This is a genomic window from Acidovorax sp. SDU_ACID1, assembly GCF_045291395.1.
Lineage (GTDB): Bacteria > Pseudomonadota > Gammaproteobacteria > Burkholderiales > Burkholderiaceae_C > MR-S7.
Window position 1 is genome coordinate 1327432 of record NZ_CP152342.1, and the last position, 15309, is coordinate 1342740.

15 protein-coding genes, 1 tRNA gene and 2 pseudogenes are annotated in these 15309 nt (G+C 62.3%); 11 read left to right on the forward strand and 7 right to left on the reverse strand.

The window, feature by feature from the left end:
• Window positions 1–74 precede the first annotated feature (74 nt).
• From AAG689_RS06465 to AAG689_RS06515, 11 genes and pseudogenes are all read left to right on the forward strand, one after another.
• Window positions 75–275, forward strand: coding sequence for a rubredoxin (locus tag AAG689_RS06465; RefSeq protein ID WP_406625228.1), 201 nt, complete (start codon window positions 75–77; stop codon window positions 273–275).
• A gap of 55 nt (window positions 276–330) precedes the next feature.
• Entirely contained in the window at window positions 331–972 is a 642-nt protein-coding gene (locus tag AAG689_RS06470) for an FMN-binding negative transcriptional regulator (RefSeq protein ID WP_406625229.1), read from the forward strand.
• Between the two features lie 29 nt (window positions 973–1001).
• On the forward strand, window positions 1002–2177 hold the full coding sequence (locus tag AAG689_RS06475) for an NAD(P)/FAD-dependent oxidoreductase (RefSeq protein ID WP_406625230.1): 1176 nt from the start codon (window positions 1002–1004) through the stop codon (window positions 2175–2177).
• A 79-nt stretch (window positions 2178–2256) separates the two neighbouring features.
• Entirely contained in the window at window positions 2257–2670 is a 414-nt protein-coding gene (locus AAG689_RS06480; RefSeq protein WP_406625231.1) for a nuclear transport factor 2 family protein, read from the forward strand.
• Between the two features lie 142 nt (window positions 2671–2812).
• Window positions 2813–3781 carry a Bug family tripartite tricarboxylate transporter substrate binding protein gene (locus AAG689_RS06485; protein ID WP_406625232.1) on the forward strand — a complete coding sequence of 323 codons (969 nt, stop codon included), beginning with the start codon at window positions 2813–2815 and terminating at the stop codon, window positions 3779–3781.
• Window positions 3782–3872: 91 nt separating this feature from the next.
• A complete protein-coding gene (locus AAG689_RS06490) occupies window positions 3873–4316 on the forward strand; it encodes a nuclear transport factor 2 family protein (RefSeq protein ID WP_406625233.1) in 444 nt (147 codons plus the stop codon).
• A gap of 152 nt (window positions 4317–4468) precedes the next feature.
• Window positions 4469–4654, forward strand: a pseudogene (locus AAG689_RS06495) (hypothetical protein); the annotation flags it as partial.
• Between the two features lie 185 nt (window positions 4655–4839).
• Window positions 4840–6039 carry an amino acid aminotransferase gene (locus AAG689_RS06500; RefSeq protein ID WP_406625234.1) on the forward strand — a complete coding sequence of 400 codons (1200 nt, stop codon included), beginning with the start codon at window positions 4840–4842 and terminating at the stop codon, window positions 6037–6039.
• 196 nt (window positions 6040–6235) lie between these two features.
• Window positions 6236–7462: a PLP-dependent aminotransferase family protein gene (locus AAG689_RS06505; RefSeq protein ID WP_406626300.1), complete on the forward strand. Its 1227-nt coding sequence runs from the start codon at window positions 6236–6238 to the stop codon at window positions 7460–7462.
• Window positions 7463–7521: 59 nt separating this feature from the next.
• Window positions 7522–7595, forward strand: a tRNA-Cys gene (locus AAG689_RS06510).
• A 64-nt stretch (window positions 7596–7659) separates the two neighbouring features.
• Entirely contained in the window at window positions 7660–8217 is a 558-nt protein-coding gene (locus AAG689_RS06515; protein WP_406625235.1) for a peroxiredoxin, read from the forward strand.
• Between the two features lie 584 nt (window positions 8218–8801).
• On the opposite strand, the gene AAG689_RS06520 is transcribed toward AAG689_RS06515, so the two are convergent.
• The 7 genes and pseudogenes from AAG689_RS06520 to AAG689_RS06550 form a co-directional block, all read right to left on the reverse strand.
• Complete coding sequence (locus AAG689_RS06520; RefSeq protein ID WP_406625236.1) at window positions 8802–9398, reverse strand: 2-hydroxychromene-2-carboxylate isomerase; 597 nt, start codon at window positions 9396–9398, stop codon at window positions 8802–8804.
• Complete coding sequence (locus AAG689_RS06525) at window positions 9395–10738, reverse strand: MFS transporter (protein ID WP_406625237.1); 1344 nt, start codon at window positions 10736–10738, stop codon at window positions 9395–9397. The genes AAG689_RS06520 and AAG689_RS06525 overlap by 4 nt, the downstream gene beginning before the upstream one ends.
• A 41-nt stretch (window positions 10739–10779) precedes the next feature.
• Window positions 10780–11562, reverse strand: coding sequence for an aldolase (locus AAG689_RS06530; RefSeq protein ID WP_406625238.1), 783 nt, complete (start codon window positions 11560–11562; stop codon window positions 10780–10782).
• 102 nt (window positions 11563–11664) lie between these two features.
• Window positions 11665–12555 (reverse strand): LysR family transcriptional regulator, encoded by an 891-nt coding sequence (locus tag AAG689_RS06535; protein ID WP_406626301.1) that lies wholly within the window; start codon window positions 12553–12555, stop codon window positions 11665–11667.
• A 51-nt stretch (window positions 12556–12606) separates the two neighbouring features.
• Window positions 12607–13074, reverse strand: coding sequence for an HIT family protein (locus AAG689_RS06540; RefSeq protein ID WP_406625239.1), 468 nt, complete (start codon window positions 13072–13074; stop codon window positions 12607–12609).
• Between the two features lie 33 nt (window positions 13075–13107).
• Window positions 13108–13443 carry an antibiotic biosynthesis monooxygenase family protein gene (locus tag AAG689_RS06545; RefSeq protein ID WP_406626302.1) on the reverse strand — a complete coding sequence of 112 codons (336 nt, stop codon included), beginning with the start codon at window positions 13441–13443 and terminating at the stop codon, window positions 13108–13110.
• 303 nt (window positions 13444–13746) lie between these two features.
• Window positions 13747–15239: pseudogene (locus AAG689_RS06550) on the reverse strand (PLP-dependent aminotransferase family protein).
• Window positions 15240–15309 lie beyond the last annotated feature (70 nt).

A 15309-nucleotide genomic window follows, 5' to 3' on the forward strand; every position in this document is an offset into this window, starting at 1 on the left:
TCCAGTCCAAGTGATACTAACGGCAATCGCAGGCCTGCTCAACCGCCTGCCCAACAACAAACAGCAAGGACCCCATGGCTGACCCTGAGGAGACAACAAGTACCGCTGTATTTAAGAGCTGGCTCTGTGTGCTGTGCGGTTTCGTGTACCACGAACAGGAAGGACTGCCCGACGAAGGCATCGCGCCGGGAACCCGCTGGGCAGATGTGCCCGACGACTGGGTCTGTCCTGAATGCGGTGCTGGCAAAAGCGATTTCGAGCTGGTCGAGATCTAGCCGTTTGAGCCAGATCCGGCGCAAGAACCTTCTGATTCCCTACTAGAGCACCGATATGTACGTTCCTCCCCATTTCGACGAATCGCGGCCCGAAGTGCTGCATGACATCATTGCCAAGCATTCGCTCGGCATTCTTTTCACCCATGGCGAGAGCGGTCTGGATGCCAACCACCTTCCATTCGAGCTGAATCCGAAGGAGGGTGCCCAGGGCGTGCTCCATTCTCACGTGGCGCGCAACAACCCTGTGTGGCAAGACATCGCCAGCGGAGACGAAGTGCTTGTGGTCTTCCGCGCTGCGGATGCCTACATCTCGCCGCAGTGGTTTCCCAGTAAGCACGAGTTCCACAAGCAGGTGCCGAGCTGGAACTACATCGTGGTGCATGCCTACGGGAGAGCGACCATCCGCGACGACGAGCGCTACGTTCGTGGCATGGTCGCGCGCCTTACCCGAACCCACGAGGCGAGCCAGCCGGTACCGTGGAAGATGACGGACGGTCCTAAGGACTACATCGACATGATGCTCAAGGCCATCGTCGGTATCGAGATCGAAGTCACGCGCTGGGTCGGCAAGGCCAAACTGAGCCAGAACAAGGAAGTCCGCGATATCCAAAGCGCCGGAGAAGCGTTGAAGGCGAAGGACGAACACCTGATCGGCGACGCCATGGTGGCCGCCGCCGCCGTCAAGGCCGGGCAGTAGTCCAGAACCGCCGCGCCGAGGAACGAAAGATGAGTGCTCTCCAAGCCCCGATCACCATCGTCGGTGCAGGCCACAGCGGCGCCAAGGCCGCGGCCGCGCTGCGCAAGCACGGCTGGACCGGCGGCATCCGCCTGATCGGTGCGGAACCACATCTGCCGTATGACCGACCGCCGCTGTCCAAGGCGGTTCTCCTGGGGAAGAAGACGAGCGAGCAGTGCGCTTTCTACCCCCGCTCCTGGTATGCGGAGAAGGAGGTGGACCTGATGCTCGGTAGCCCGGTCGTTCGGATCGACCGGGAGCGGGGCCGACTGGAACTGACCGACGGCAGCGATCTCGCGTACCACCGGCTTCTGCTGGCCACAGGCTCCACGCCCAATCCGCTCACCCTGCCGGGGGCAGACCTTGCCAACATCTGGCCGTTGCGTGCGCCGGACCATGCGAACGCCATCGCCGGGGCGCTCCAAGAGGGGCGCCGCCTGGTGGTCATCGGCGCCGGTGTCATCGGTCTCGAGGTGGCCGCGGCCGCGTTCGAGCGCGGCTGCAGCGTGCAGGTGCTGGAGCTGGCACCGCAGGCCATGGGCAGGAGCCTTCCGGCTGCCGTGTCGGAAGCCGTCGTGGCCGAGCACAGGCGGCGCGGCATCGACGTGCGGTTTGGTGTGCAAGTGGTGGGCTTCGACGGCCACGACGCCGTGGAGGCGGTGCGGCTGACCACAGGCGAGATACTGGCCTGCGATGCGGTCGTGTACGGCGTCGGCGTGCGGCCCAACAGCGATCTCGCGGCCGCGGCCGGTCTCGGTGCGCCCAACGGCATACGCACCAACCGCTATCTCCAGACCGAGGACGAACGGATCTTCGCGTGCGGCGACGTCTGCCTCTATGACAGCGAGCGCTACGGGCAGCCGGTCCGGCTGGAGAACTGGCGCAACGCCGAGGACCAGGCCGATACGGTGGCCCGCAACCTGCTTGGCGAGAACCGCGCGTTTGACGAGGTTCCCTGGTTCTGGAGCAATCAGTTCGATTTCGCGCTGCAGGTTGCCGGGCTGCCCGCCCTGGGTTGCCGCACCGAAGTGCAGGGGATCGGCCGTTCGCGGCTGTTCCTTTCCTCGGATGCCGACGGCGTGCTGCGCGGCGTGAGCGCGCTCGGCGCGATACGGGACATCGCCGCGCCGATCAAGGAATACAAGGGGGTGCTTGCCACCATCTAAGGAATAACCGAGGCGCGTAAAGCGCCCAGAGCACAGATCCGGGGCGATCAACGCCACGAGAACATAAAAGGAGACAAACATGACCATAACGCATTCGGCGGGAGCCCCGCCATTCCTGACTGTCGAAGAGGCGCAAGCCCATTTCGACAGCCGCGCAGCCCTGTACAACGACCGGAACGTCGAAGCCATACTCGACGGGCTCGAGGACGACGCCGAGATCCACTACGGCGATCTCCCGGTCATGCACGGCAAGAAGGCCTTTGAACCCGTACTCCGCAAGCGACTGGAGTCGTTCACCTGCTACCACCTCCAGAAGACGGTCCGTCTCGTGCAGGGCAATGTGGTCCTGACCGAACTGGACATTCAATGGGCCGGTGAGGCGTCCCAGGGGCAACCCCGGCGGACGCGGGCCTTTGAAATCCTGACCTTCCGCGGCAAGAAGCTGGCCAAGTGGGAGCTGGTCTCCAGCCCCAGGCCTCCCAACCTCCCGTAGCCCCGCCTCGCCCGCTCGGCCGCACCGCAGTGCGGCACGACGGATGGTTTCCTCCATGGCACCTCGATCGTCGCCAGGGAGAGTCATGCCCGTGCCCGCCTGCACTGGCCCATTTCCATGTTCGGTTTACTGGAGATCCCCGATGAAACTGCTCTTCAAATCCCTGGTGTGTTGCCTCTGCACCTGGCTCATGTTTCCGACTTTCGCGGTGGCGCAGGACTGGCCGTCGCGCCCCATCACCCTCGTGGTTCCGTATTCCGCAGGCACAGGCATCGACGGGCTGGCGCGAGCGCTCGCGAACAACCTGGGCAAGAGCCTGGGCCAGCCTGTCATCGTCGAGAACCGCCCTGGTGCGGGGACCAACATCGGCACCGCTGCCGTCGCCCGCGCCAAGCCGGACGGGTACACCCTGGTGATCGGTGCCAACTCCAGCTTCGCCGCCAATAAGAGTCTCTATCGCCACCTTGGATTCGATCCACAGGCGGACCTGACGCCGGTGGCGTTCCTCGGGACTGGCGCGATGGTGGTGCTGGCCACGCCGGCCTCCGGGATTCGCAGCATGGAGGAGCTGGTGGCGCTTGCGAAGTCGAATCCCGAGAAGATCAACTTCGGAGCGGCCAATACCACCGCCAGGGTCTGGATCGAACTCATCACATCCGCAGCTGGTATCAAGGCCCAGACCGTCCTCTACTCGAATGCCGGAACCATGCTGAACGACCTGGTCGGCGGCCAGATTCCGCTCTCCGTGGAGAACACGGGCACGTCCAGAGCCTTGGTCAGCAGCAAGAAGCTGATACCTCTCGCCGTGACGTCCAAAACGCGAGGGAAGTTCAACGCGACCGTTCCGACGCTTTCGGAACTCGGCATCACGCAACTGGAGGTCGATCCTTGGTTCGCGGTGTTCGCGCCGAAGGGAATGCCCAGCGAGATCGTCAAGCGATTGAACGCCGAGATCAATGCACTCCAAGGGCACGCCGACTACATTCGCGCCAAGGATTTTGTCGAGTACGCCGGCGGTGGCTGGAGCCCCGAGGAACTGGGCGCTTTCCAGGCGAGCGAGATCACGAAGTGGCGCGAACTTGTGGACCGAACGGGCATTCGTTTGGATTGAAGGGCCTCATGTCTTGTCCTCCGCAGCGAGTGCGCGCCACCCGTGTGCGGAGATGCCGAGTGTGTCTGATAAACATCGAAAGGAAGCGGAAATGGCCGATCAATTTGCAACTGTCCAGAAGACGGAAGAACCCATCACATGGGATGCGGCGGAGGCGGCGCTGAAATTGTCCGAGGAAAGATTCCAGGCCGGCGACGTCGAGGGACTGGTTTCGAAGTACCACGACGATGTGATCATCCGGTTCGCGTCGCTGCCCGAGTTCCGTGGAAAGGAAGCCGCCCGACGCTGGCTCCAGAAGCGGCTTGAGCGGCAGCTCAACTACACACTGAAGAAGGAACTGCTCGCCATCGATGGTCAGAAGGTGACCCGGAGCTGGACCGGCCACTGGGTCGATTCGCAGACCAGGAAGAAGATGGAGGGGCGGGGCATCGAGTTCCTCCAGTACCAGGATGGCAAGCTGGTTCTGTGGGATGCCTGCTTCCACGTTTGGGAAGAGGGCAAACGGCTGGAAAACGAATACTTCGATCTGGCGTAAGGGAGCCCCGACGAGGTCAGCTCCCGGGCAGTCTCCGCTTTCCGATTCCGACCCACTGTGCGGGCTGGGCGTGCCGAGTTGGTCGCGCTCTTCCGGTCGCCCGAGGTCTCGCCGGTCGAGGTCGCTCGCGCGGCCCTCGCTTGCGCCGAGGCGGTCAGGCGCCAGTCATCGTCGAGAAGATCGTCGCCCAGCTCAAGGATATCCGCCGTGCTGCCGTGGCGGTCCTGCTGGTGGAGCAGAACCTCGAGGTCTGCACCCAGCTCGCCGACCGTCACTACATCATTGAGCAGGGGGCGATCGTGTACCAGGGACTTGCGTTCAAGGATTTATGTCAATAGAATATTTGTCCTAGGTCAAAATTCGCGCTGTGGCAAAATGGCTATGCGGCGGATCGCAAATCCGCTCAGGTCGGTTCGAATACAGCACGCGGCTCCTTATCCGTGATTCCGAAGATTCCTCTCTTCTGTTGGCCGGCAGGGAAGGTTGGCTTGGGGAACTTGTCTTTTTCAAGGATGTATTCGCCATGTCACTCTTCGACGCCGTCGAAATGGCGCCGCGCGACCCGATCCTGGGCCTGAACGAACAATTCGCCATCGACACCCACCCTGACAAGGTCAACTTGGGCGTGGGTGTGTATTGCGACGACAATGGCAAGGTGCCGCTTCTGGCGTGTGTGAAGAAGGCCGAGGTCGACATGATGAAGGCGTCCAGCGCCCGCGGCTACCTGCCGATCGACGGCTTGGCGGCCTACGCCGCCGCCGTGAAGGCGCTGGTCTTCGGCGTCAATAGCGAGCCGGTGAAGTCCGGTCGTGTGGCCACGGTGCAGGCCTTGGGCGGCACCGGTGGCCTGAAGATCGGCGCCGACTTCCTCAAGAAGCTCTCACCGGGCGCCAAGGTGCTGATCAGCGCCCCGAGCTGGGAAAACCATCGTGCCCTGTTCAGTCAGGCGGGTTTCACGGTCGAGGCCTACCCTTACTACGACGCCGCCGCGCGTGGTGTGAACTTCGAGGGCATGCTGGCCGCGCTGAATGCCGCCCCCACCGGTACCATCGTCGTGCTGCACGCCTGCTGCCACAACCCGACCGGCTACGACATCACGCCCGCGCAGTGGGATCAGGTGGTGGCAGCCGTCAAGGCGCGCGGCCTGACCCCTTTCCTCGACATGGCCTACCAGGGCTTCGGCAATGGCATCCGGGAGGACGGCGCAGCCGTCGGCAAGTTCGCCGCCGCTGGCCTGACCTTCTTCGTCGCCACATCGTTTTCCAAGAGTTTCAGCCTGTACGGCGAGCGGGTGGGCGCTCTGTCCGCGCTGTGCCAGGACGGGGACGAGGCAGCGCGCGTGCTGTCGCAGCTGAAGATCATGGTGCGCACCAACTACAGCAATCCGCCAATCCACGGTAGCACCGTGGTCGCGGCGGTGCTGGGCAACCCCGAGCTGCGTGCTCTGTGGAAGCAGGAATTGGGTGAAATGCGTGCTCGCATCAAGGCGATGCGTCAGAAGCTGGTCGAAGGCCTCGCGGCCGCCGGTGTGAAGCAGGACATGAGCTTCATAACCGAGCAGATCGGCATGTTCAGCTACTCAGGCCTGACCAGGGAGCAGATGGTGCGCCTGCGTAGCGAGTTCGGCGTCTACGGCACCGACACGGGCCGCATTTGCGTGGCTGCGCTCAATAGCAAGAACATCGACCACGTCTGCCAGGCGATTGCCCAGGTTTCCGGCTGATCCTAGCGAGTTGCGGCTCGGTTCTCGCCGATTCCGCACCGGCCCATCCGTCCGTGTCGCTGTCCGTGTGCGTTCGCCGGCGTGCGGGCCGGTCAGCCGTATCGACGTCTGCCCCTGACTAAAAAGTCAAATCGCGCACCCGTTGATCTCGACCAAATCCATGAAACTGTCATCTCTCGAAAAAAACGGCATGCTGATGAAACCCGACGAAACACTTGCATGCCCTTGGACGCTTTCTCGTCGAGCAAATGTCATGCAATCCTCGGTGCTGCGCGAAATGCTCAAGGTGGGCGGACCCGGCATCATCAGCCTGGCTGGTGGATTGCCTGCACCCGAGACTTTCCCCATCGATGCCTTCTCCGCCGCCTGCGAGCGGGTGTTGCGGAATGATGGCGCGGCCGCACTGCAATACGCCGCTAGCGAGGGCTACGGCCCGCTACGCGAGGCCGTGGCCGCCATGCTTCCCTGGAACGTGGCCCCGAACCAGGTGCTCATCACGACGGGCTCACAGCAGGGGTTGGATCTGGCCGCCAAGGTACTGCTCGATCCCGGCAGCCGCATGCTGGTGGAGATGCCAACTTACATGGGTGCGCTGCAGGCCTTCGGCCCGATGGAACCGCAGCCCGTAGGCGTGGCCAGCGACGGCGAGGGCGCGCTGCCCGACGATATGGCTGACAAGGCCCTGGGCGACGGCATGCTGGAGAACAAGGCGCGCTTCGCCTACCTGGTGCCGAACTTCCAGAACCCCACTGGCCGCAGCATGGGGGAGGCGCGGCGCACGGCCGTCATAGCCACCGCGGCGCGGACCGGCCTGCCGTTGCTGGAGGACAACCCTTATGGCGAACTGTGGTTCGACCAGCCCCCGCCCGCACCGCTGGCCTCTCGCAATCCGGAGGGCGTGCTCTATTTTGGTTCCTTCTCCAAGGTGCTGGCGCCGGGTCTGCGGCTGGGCTTCCTGGTGGCGCCCAGAACGCTGTATCCCAAGTTGCTGCAGGCTAAGCAGGCGGTGGATCTGCACACGCCAATCTTCACGCAGCGCGTGGTGGCCGAGGTAATTCGGGACGGTTTCCTCGGTCGCCATGTGCCCGCCATCCGCGCTCGCTACAGGGTGCAGCGCGATGCGATGGTGGCCGCGATCCGGCGCGAGATGCAAGGGATGGATGTGCAGTTCACCGTGCCTGCGGGTGGCATGTTCCTCTGGCTGCGGCTGCCAGTTGGCATTGACACAGGAAAGATGCTGTCGGAATCGATGGCGCGCGGTGTCGCCTATGTGCCCGGTGCGCCGTTCTACAGCGACGGGACGGGGCTGCGAGAGCTGCGCCTGTCGTTCGCCACAGTCGGCCCGGCGCAAATCGATATCGCCATTGCAGCGCTGGCGCGAACTCTGCGCGAGGCGCTGGACCAAAGTATTGGCCCGCAATAGGCTACGCGGGCTTGTTTTCTTATATATATGCCAATATAATGTTTGGCATATGACAAAATGGCGCGGTGGCAGAATGGTTATGCAGTGGATTGCAAATCCGCTCAAGTTGGTTCGATTCCAGCCCGCGCCTCCACAGACTGGTGACCTCGAAAACCTTCTTTTTCACTGGCAGGTGAAGCCGGTCCGAAGGGGATTGAATGGGACGAACTCGCACTAACAAAGCCGCAATCTCGGCAACGGATGCGGAGATTGTTGCTGCCCTGCTCGGCAGGCCGTTGCCACCCGATCGGCGACTACTTTCAACCGATGGGCATTTGATGGATCTGGCCCGCTTGGCGGGACGATCGGTGGTCTATGTCCATCCGATGATTCGCCGCCCCGGCGCAGCGTCACCTCTGGGATGGGAGCAAGCACCTGGCGCGCGCGGTTGCACCGCGCAGTCTTGTGCCTTTCGCGATGTCTTTGTCGATCTGATGAGCGGCTCGCACGTATTCGGCTTGTCGATCCAGCCGAGCACCGAGCAGCGCGAGGCCGTGGCTCGGCTGCATCTGCCGTTTCCGCTGCTTTCGGATGCAGACCTGAAGTGGAGTTCAGCGCTCGGCTTGCCTACTTTCCAGGTGGGACAACTCCGTGTCCTGCGCCGCTTGACTCTGATCGTGCGGGACGGCCGTATCGAGCACGTCTTCTATCCAGTCCCCGTTCCCGAGGAAAACGCCTTGACAGTGCTGCTCTGGCTGCACGAGCATCCGCTTTGAACCGTCCTCCTTCTTTTTTCAATCATCCCGCCCGCGGGGCCACGCCCATCACCCATCACGTATGGCCGCAGGCTCGCTCCCGGACTGACCTTCCCGTTTGTTCAGCGCCGCACCAACCTGTCGAGGTCGGGGTGCGGATGATGAATGCACCTGGCCGCATCCCTGAATTGGGTACGACACCTTTCGCACAACATGCGCCGCCTGACATCGTGGCGCGCCTCAACAGCTTGCTGTCCGTGAGTACGACCGATCTTCACGGAGCTGCCGCTGGCATGAATGAAGTAGTGACATGGGCGTAGACCGATCTCGGCATCAGCCAGCTGCGACAGGATTTTTCTGCCAATCTGGTGGCAGCTACATCAGAGTGGCGTTGGTACATGCTGTTGAGGAGTTGGAGAAACTCGATCTTGACATAATCGAACCATCGCAACTTTGGAGATAACGATGGCCTCTACCGGCCCTAGCTGCTGATCGGGGGCTCCTTTGCCTATCCAAGGTTCAGGTAGGCGAGCTGGTTGCCCAGCCCGCCCAGCGCGTCGAATCGGAATACGATGCCGACAGCAGGGAGCCATCGGCAGCCTTGATCACGTCGCAGCGGCCACGCATTCCTCCAGCATGTCCAACCGATCCTGCCCCCAGAACAGCTCGCCGCGGTAGACGTACGAGGGCGAGCCGAAGACGCCGGCCTCATCGGTGTAGCGCCTATACCGCTGCTCGGTGGCCGGCTTGCCGGCTTCCCGCAGCAGCAGATCAGCGTCCTGGTGCTGCTCGCGCAGGATCTCGCGTAGCGTGGTCTCGGACGAGATGTCCCGGTCCTCGCACCATTCGGCGTGCAGGATGGCTTTATAGAGACCTGCGACCGGAAGCCCGGCTTGATCGGCCGCGATGACGATGCGCGAGGCCAGGTCGGCGTTCGGGCACATGTGGGCCGGCTGCGGGTTGATGTGGATGCCTAGCCTGCGGCACCAGCGCTTGAGTTCGGCGATGCGGTAGGCTTGGCGCTCCGGCGCGCGCTGGCCCAGCAGGACACCGCCCGTGCGTGAGTAGACGTTCGGCAGGTCAACGGGCTTGTACCGGATTTGCACCTCCTGCCGCGCGGCTAGCGCCTCCAAGCGATCGGCGCCGAGATAGGCCCAGTCCGAGTTCATCCAGAAGTAGTAGTCGATGTGGCGCGAACTCATGGCCGGGCTCCTCCGTGCGTGGAGGCTTCGCGTGAGGCGGTGGGCAGCGCGAAGCGGGACGGTCCGTGCATCAGCAATGCACTGATGATGGCGATGATGCCGAGCGCGCTCAGGTACCACACGATGTACTTGGGATCTCCGTCGCCGTAGGCCAGCAGCGACGTGGCGACGATGGGGGCCAGGCCGGCACCGATGGCGGCTCCGATCTGGACCGGCATGGAAAGCCCGGTGTAGCGCACCTCCGGTGGGAACTGCGCAGAGAACAGACCGCCCTCAGGGCCCCACATGGCGGCATAGACCACGCCGATAGCGATTACCACCGCCCATTTGATCGTCATAGGATCCAAGGTCTGCAGCATGGTGAAGTATTTGGGCGCGAAGACAAGGATACCGACCCCGCCGGCGATGAACACCCACTTGAAACTGAATCGGTCGCCCAACATACCGAACAGCGGTATGGTGAAGAGCCCCGCCAGCGCACCCCAGACAGTGGCATCAAGCATGACGGTGCGGGCGATGCCCAGTTGGGTCGTTGCGTAGGACAGCGAGTAGGTCACCACGGTGTAGAACCAGGTCGTCTCGGCCAGTTTGCTCCCCACCAGCAGCAATGCCTCCTTGGGGTACTGACGGAGCACTACGAGGGCTGGAGCCTTCACCTCGTGCCCCTTGGACTTCACGTGTTCGAAGTCCGGCGACTCTGCCACTTTGATCCGGATGAACCAGCCAACCGCAAGCAGCAGAATGCTCGCCAGGAAGGGCAGTCGCCAGCCCCAGGACAGCATGTCCTCTTCGGGCAGCGTTGCGACGGCTCCCATCGCCAAGGACGACAGGATCAAACCCGGAGCGACACCTGCCTGGGGAAGGCTGCCGAAGAAGCCCTTCTTGCCTTCGGGTGCGTGTTCGACCGCCATCAGGATCGCACCTCCCCATTCACCACCCACGGCTAGGCCCTGCAGAATGCGCATCAGGGTAAGCAGGATCGCTGCCCAGTAGCCGATGCTCTCGTAAGAAGGGATAAGGCCGATGATGATGGTAGGAACGCCCATCAGGAGCAGCGTCACGATCAGCATCGACTTGCGTCCGATCTTGTCGCCGAAGTGCCCGAAAACGATCCCGCCCAGCGGTCGGGCGAAGAACCCCACCGCGTAGGTCGCGAATGCTGCCAGCGTGCCGGTCAGTGGGTCGATCGCCGGGAAGAAGATCTTGTTGAAGACCAGGGCTGCGGCGGTGCCGTAAAGGAAAAAGTCGTACCACTCGATGGTGGTTCCCATCATGCTGGCCAGGCCAGCGGTAACGTATTGGCGGCGCGACCGCGCCGCCTGGGGTGCAGGCGTAGTCATCGTGACTTCCTTTGTGAAATGAAATTGGGGAAGTCAGCTGGTCACTTGACCGCCAGGGGAGGGATGCCGTGCGTCTGGCGCGACCAGTAATCGAAGGTCGCGTTGACAATCGAGGGCTTGAGCAAGTAGTCATGTGCCTCGGCAGCGAGCTTGTCGTCGACCGGCGTCAGCGGACCGAACGCCGACTGCGCACGGACATGCAGGCGAGCAGCACGCTCCAGGTAGACCGACAGGTAGGTAGCTTCTTCACAGCTTGCGCCCGCGGTCAGGTAGCCGTGGTGTGCAAGGATGATGGCGCGCTTGTTGCCCAGCGCCCCGGAGATGATCACTCCTTCCTGGTCAGCAATTGGGACTCCAGGCCACTCGGCGAGGAAGGCGCAGTCGTTGTGCAGTGGTGTCATGTCCATCTGCGCGATCACCAGTGGCTGGCGCGCCGCTGCGAGCGTGGTCGCCCAGGGCGAATGCGTATGGATGATAGAGTTCACATCGGGGCGCGCTTCGTACACCCAGAGGTGGAAGCGCGTGGCGGGATTGGCCATGCCTTCGCCGCTCAGTGTGTTGAGGTCACGGTCGACTTCGATGAAGTCGCCGGGCTTGGCCTCATCGAAGCCCAGACCGAAGCGCAGGGTCCAGTAGGCACCGGGGCGTTCCGAGCGGACACTGATCTGACCGGCCAGGCCGGCCTCCTGCTCGGTCATCGCCAGAATCCGGCAGGCATAGGCCATGGTCTCCTGCGTGCTGCGCTTGGCCTTGTGCAGGTGCTTGGCCATGTCTTGCGTCGCTCGCTGGTCGAAGTACGTTTTCTCTCGCAATGGGGCATTCATGTGTTGTCTCCTTTTGATGTTGTTGCCGGCTTACATGCCTACAATCACCCCATAGTGTGTTGATCTATGTCGAAAATCTCCATGAATCGAGGCTCATACCAGCTATTCCATTTGGTTGTGTCGCAGTCCGCCTGCCACGTGCATGACGCACTGCAGCAGACCCGCCGTCAGGGGCGACAGAGGTCCCGCTGGCGTGATCGCCACGGCGCGGCGGCGTAGGGGAGGGGCTTCGATGGGAACGTAGCGAAGGCCGTTGTCCGCCAGTAGCTTGTTCGGAATCCGCGAAGGCAAGATGCAATCACCCACGCCCGATGACACCAGTTTGAGCATGGCATCGACCGTCTCGGCCTCGGTCGCGTAGGTCGCCTGCAGGCCGGCGCTGTGGAGCATGCGGCGCAACGCATAGTGCGGCGGAAAGCCCACAAGGCGCAGTTTCATCTCCGACAGATCCTGCGGGCCGACCAATGGGCTGTCCCGGGGCACAATGAGCGACATCTCATCGTCAAACAAGTGGTGGGAGATCACGCGGTCCGTGTCTACCGCGACGTCATAGACCAGCCCTAGATCCGCTTTGCCGCTCTCGACCAGAGCGACGACCTCGGGTGAACTTCTTCCCAGGAGCGAGAGATTCGCATTGGGGCGTGTGCTGACAAATCGAGCGACGACGTCCGCGGTGAAGTAGTAGCTCAGCGTATGCACTGTCGCCAGGTGGACGGTGCCGTGGGTGAAGCCACGTTGCCGGACGCCTTCGACAGCTTGGTCGATCTCCCGGTATGACGCCCGCAGTACGTCATAAAGCCTCGCGCCGGCGTCCGTCAATTCGACGCCTCGACCCGTGCGGACAAACAAGGGTAGACCCAGGCTCGATTCCAGTCCAGCCAATTGCTTGCTGAGCCCGGATTGCGTCTGGTCGAGAACCTCGGCGGCCTTCGATAGCGAGCCGAGTTCGGCGATGCGCAGGAAATAGCGCAGAGATCGGTCGAGTGTTTCTATCGCCATGCCGGCTCATGGTCGCGGCTTACGAAAGCCGTTGTGCAGGGTAGTTCAACTGCGTTCCTGCTCGAGGCTTCCGCCGCCGAGGCGGTTCCTCAATGCCTGCGCGTGCTTTTCCAACTCGCTGAACGGCGGCTCCTTACGCGGCCAGATCAAGCCGACGCCATCGTCGGCATGCCGGGGAACCACATGCAGGTGGAAGTGGAAGACCGTCTGCTCGCCTTCGCGGCCATTTGCCTGGAACAGCATCAGCCCTGGGCAGCCGAAGGCGTCCCTGGCTGCGGTAGCGATGCGGTGGGCCGTTGCCATGACCGCTTGCGCCTGCACGGAAGGGATATCGAAGATGTTCGTCCAGTGCTGCCTGGTCGCGACGAGGACATGGCCTGGATTGACCTGGCCGATGTCCATGAACGCACAGGTCAGCTCGTCTTCGTAGACCTTGGCGGCTGGGATCGCACCTTCCACGAGGCGACAGAAAATGCACTCTCCTGGCGGGGAGTCGTCGATGAAATTCGGCATGGTGTCTCCTTTTTCTTTTTCTGGTTTCGACCGCTAGCCCGCCGACGTGGTAGCGCCGTGAGGTAGCAGGCCGAGTCCTTTCTGGCCGTACTCGTGGTGAACTTCGGAAATCACGACGCGAAAGCCGTCGAGCCATTTCTCCTGCTTTGCCTTCGCCAGTTGGTGTGTCGGATCCCGCACCAGTTCCTGCAGCGCTTCCAGGCTGTTCCAGTAGTAGACATTGCAGATGATGCCCGTGGCAGGGTTTTCCCAGGCTTCCTCGCCCAAGTAGCCGGCGATGCTGCGCGCTTTGCACGCGATGGCTTGGTCCAGGACATGGAACTCGTCGTCAAACTCCTTCTTGGCAAAGATGAAGGTAGAGGAAAACATCGCCATGAGAGAGCCTTTCATCGTGCTGTATCAGACCTCGGAAGGACATCCGCCAGAGTGGAATGGGCCAATCGATGAAGGTTGCGCGACTCCTTCCAACTCACCGCGTCACCTTGGCCTGGGTAGGGCCTTTCTGAGAGGGACTTGTTTTTATTTGGATTGTGTCATATGACAAATTTCAATGTAACATATTCCGAGGTGAGTTCGTGTCCGTGAGCTGGGTGATGGATAACTGCAATGGTGGGCCAGCAGCCCGTTGTACGAGAATTTCAATCTTGCGGTTCTCACTAGGTGCTCGTAGTTTCAGTTGGACAGCGCCCGCAGCACGTTCGCCAATTTCTTGATGGCGACCTCAAGTTCATGCGGTGCATAGGCAGCAAACCCCATGAGGAATCCGGCTTTGTGGCGGACCGACGCATGAAGTGCCATCAATCCCAACAGATCAATACCTGCGCGACGTGCCGACGCCACGGCCTCGTGCTCGGGAATGTCTCGAATGAACACGCAAGGCATCTGCATGCCCCCCGCAGGTATCCGCGGCTCCACAAACTCGGCCAGGTGCTCGCGTACCAGCCGGGCCAGCACGTCGCGCCGTTCGGCATACACGGCCCGCATCGTGCGGACATGAGCCCCGTAGTGGCCGCCCTCCATGAAGCGCGCCAGTGTGAGTTGCGGAATCGTTGCATTGTGGCCGTCCAGCAAGGTGCGGGCCACCGTCATGGGCGCCACAAGCGAAGACGGCAGCACCATGTAGCCGATGCGCAAGCTGGGAAACAGTGATTTCGTGAAGGTGCCGATGTAGATCGTCCGCTCATACGGATCAAGTCCCTGGACGCAAGCTGTAGGCTTGCCTGCGTAGTGGAACTCGCTGTCGTAGTCGTCCTCGATGATCCAGCTCTGATGCTGCCTCGCCCATTCAATGGCGGCAAGTCGCCTGTCCAACGCCAGTGTTGTCCCCGTCGGGAACTGGTGCGATGGCGTCAGAAACACCGCTTTGGGCTGACCACCCGGAGCGGTCGCAGCCTGGGTCAGGTATTCCACTCGCATGCCGTCGGCATCAAGCGGTACAGGCACGCATTGCAGCCCGGCGGCATCGAACGCCTTGCGTGCGCCGTGGTACACGGGATCTTCAATGAATATCTGGTCACCGGCATCGAGCAGCACAGTGGCGCACAGGGTCAGGGCCTGCTGCGAACAGGTCAGCACCAGTACTCGCTCAGGCGTCGCACGTGCTCCGCGTTCAAGATTGACGTAATCGGCGATGGCGCGGCGCAACGGCTCCATGCCCTGGGGTGGGCTGTGTAGCAGCGCCAAGGTGCCGTACTCCTTCAACACCTGCCTCTCCAATCGCTCCCAGCTCTGGAGCGGAAAGCTGCGCGTCTCCGGGACGCCAGGCGCAAACGGTCGAGGCATCAGGAAGTCTCGCACGCCGCCGCTCTTGAACATCGCGGTCCCACGCTGACTGAGGCGCGGCGCGGCTTGATCCCCCTTGGCCGCGCTTTCCCCCGACCCGGCAAGCGCTGTGCCCGCTCCGACACGAAGCTGCCGCTGCCCACACGTCGCTCGATGAATCCCTCGGCGTGCAACTGACTATAGGCCGACTCGACCGTATCGCGGGAGACCTCCAACGACTTGGCCAAGGCACGTGATGCAGGCAATGGCCTGCCCACGTCGAGGGCACCGTCGAGGATCAGTTGGCGGATGCCCCGCTGGATGCGTGCATGCAGCGGCAACGTCCCGTGCGCCGGATCGCTGATCCATGCCTTGACGGATTCAAGTTGGGCATGCTTAAACAATTGGTATGGCTCTTATCGAAAAATTGGTATGAACACACCGACCATTTTAAGATAAAGACAAAGTCTCGCC

Excerpts from the sequence above, each read along its gene's own strand:
- AAG689_RS06465 (WP_406625228.1), top strand. The coding sequence starts at position 75 with ATGGCTGACCCTGAGGAGACAACAAGTACCGCTGTATTTAAGAGCTGG.
- AAG689_RS06470 (WP_406625229.1), top strand. The coding sequence starts at position 331 with ATGTACGTTCCTCCCCATTTCGACGAATCGCGGCCCGAAGTGCTGCAT.
- AAG689_RS06475 (WP_406625230.1), top strand. The coding sequence starts at position 1,002 with ATGAGTGCTCTCCAAGCCCCGATCACCATCGTCGGTGCAGGCCACAGC.
- AAG689_RS06480 (WP_406625231.1), top strand. The coding sequence starts at position 2,257 with ATGACCATAACGCATTCGGCGGGAGCCCCGCCATTCCTGACTGTCGAA.
- AAG689_RS06485 (WP_406625232.1), top strand. The coding sequence starts at position 2,813 with ATGAAACTGCTCTTCAAATCCCTGGTGTGTTGCCTCTGCACCTGGCTC.
- AAG689_RS06490 (WP_406625233.1), top strand. The coding sequence starts at position 3,873 with ATGGCCGATCAATTTGCAACTGTCCAGAAGACGGAAGAACCCATCACA.
- AAG689_RS06500 (WP_406625234.1), top strand. The coding sequence starts at position 4,840 with ATGTCACTCTTCGACGCCGTCGAAATGGCGCCGCGCGACCCGATCCTG.
- AAG689_RS06505 (WP_406626300.1), top strand. The coding sequence starts at position 6,236 with ATGAAACCCGACGAAACACTTGCATGCCCTTGGACGCTTTCTCGTCGA.
- AAG689_RS06515 (WP_406625235.1), top strand. The coding sequence starts at position 7,660 with ATGGGACGAACTCGCACTAACAAAGCCGCAATCTCGGCAACGGATGCG.
- AAG689_RS06520 (WP_406625236.1), bottom strand. The coding sequence starts at position 9,398 with ATGAGTTCGCGCCACATCGACTACTACTTCTGGATGAACTCGGACTGG.
- AAG689_RS06525 (WP_406625237.1), bottom strand. The coding sequence starts at position 10,738 with ATGACTACGCCTGCACCCCAGGCGGCGCGGTCGCGCCGCCAATACGTT.
- AAG689_RS06530 (WP_406625238.1), bottom strand. The coding sequence starts at position 11,562 with ATGAATGCCCCATTGCGAGAGAAAACGTACTTCGACCAGCGAGCGACG.
- AAG689_RS06540 (WP_406625239.1), bottom strand. The coding sequence starts at position 13,074 with ATGCCGAATTTCATCGACGACTCCCCGCCAGGAGAGTGCATTTTCTGT.
- AAG689_RS06545 (WP_406626302.1), bottom strand. The coding sequence starts at position 13,443 with ATGTTTTCCTCTACCTTCATCTTTGCCAAGAAGGAGTTTGACGACGAG.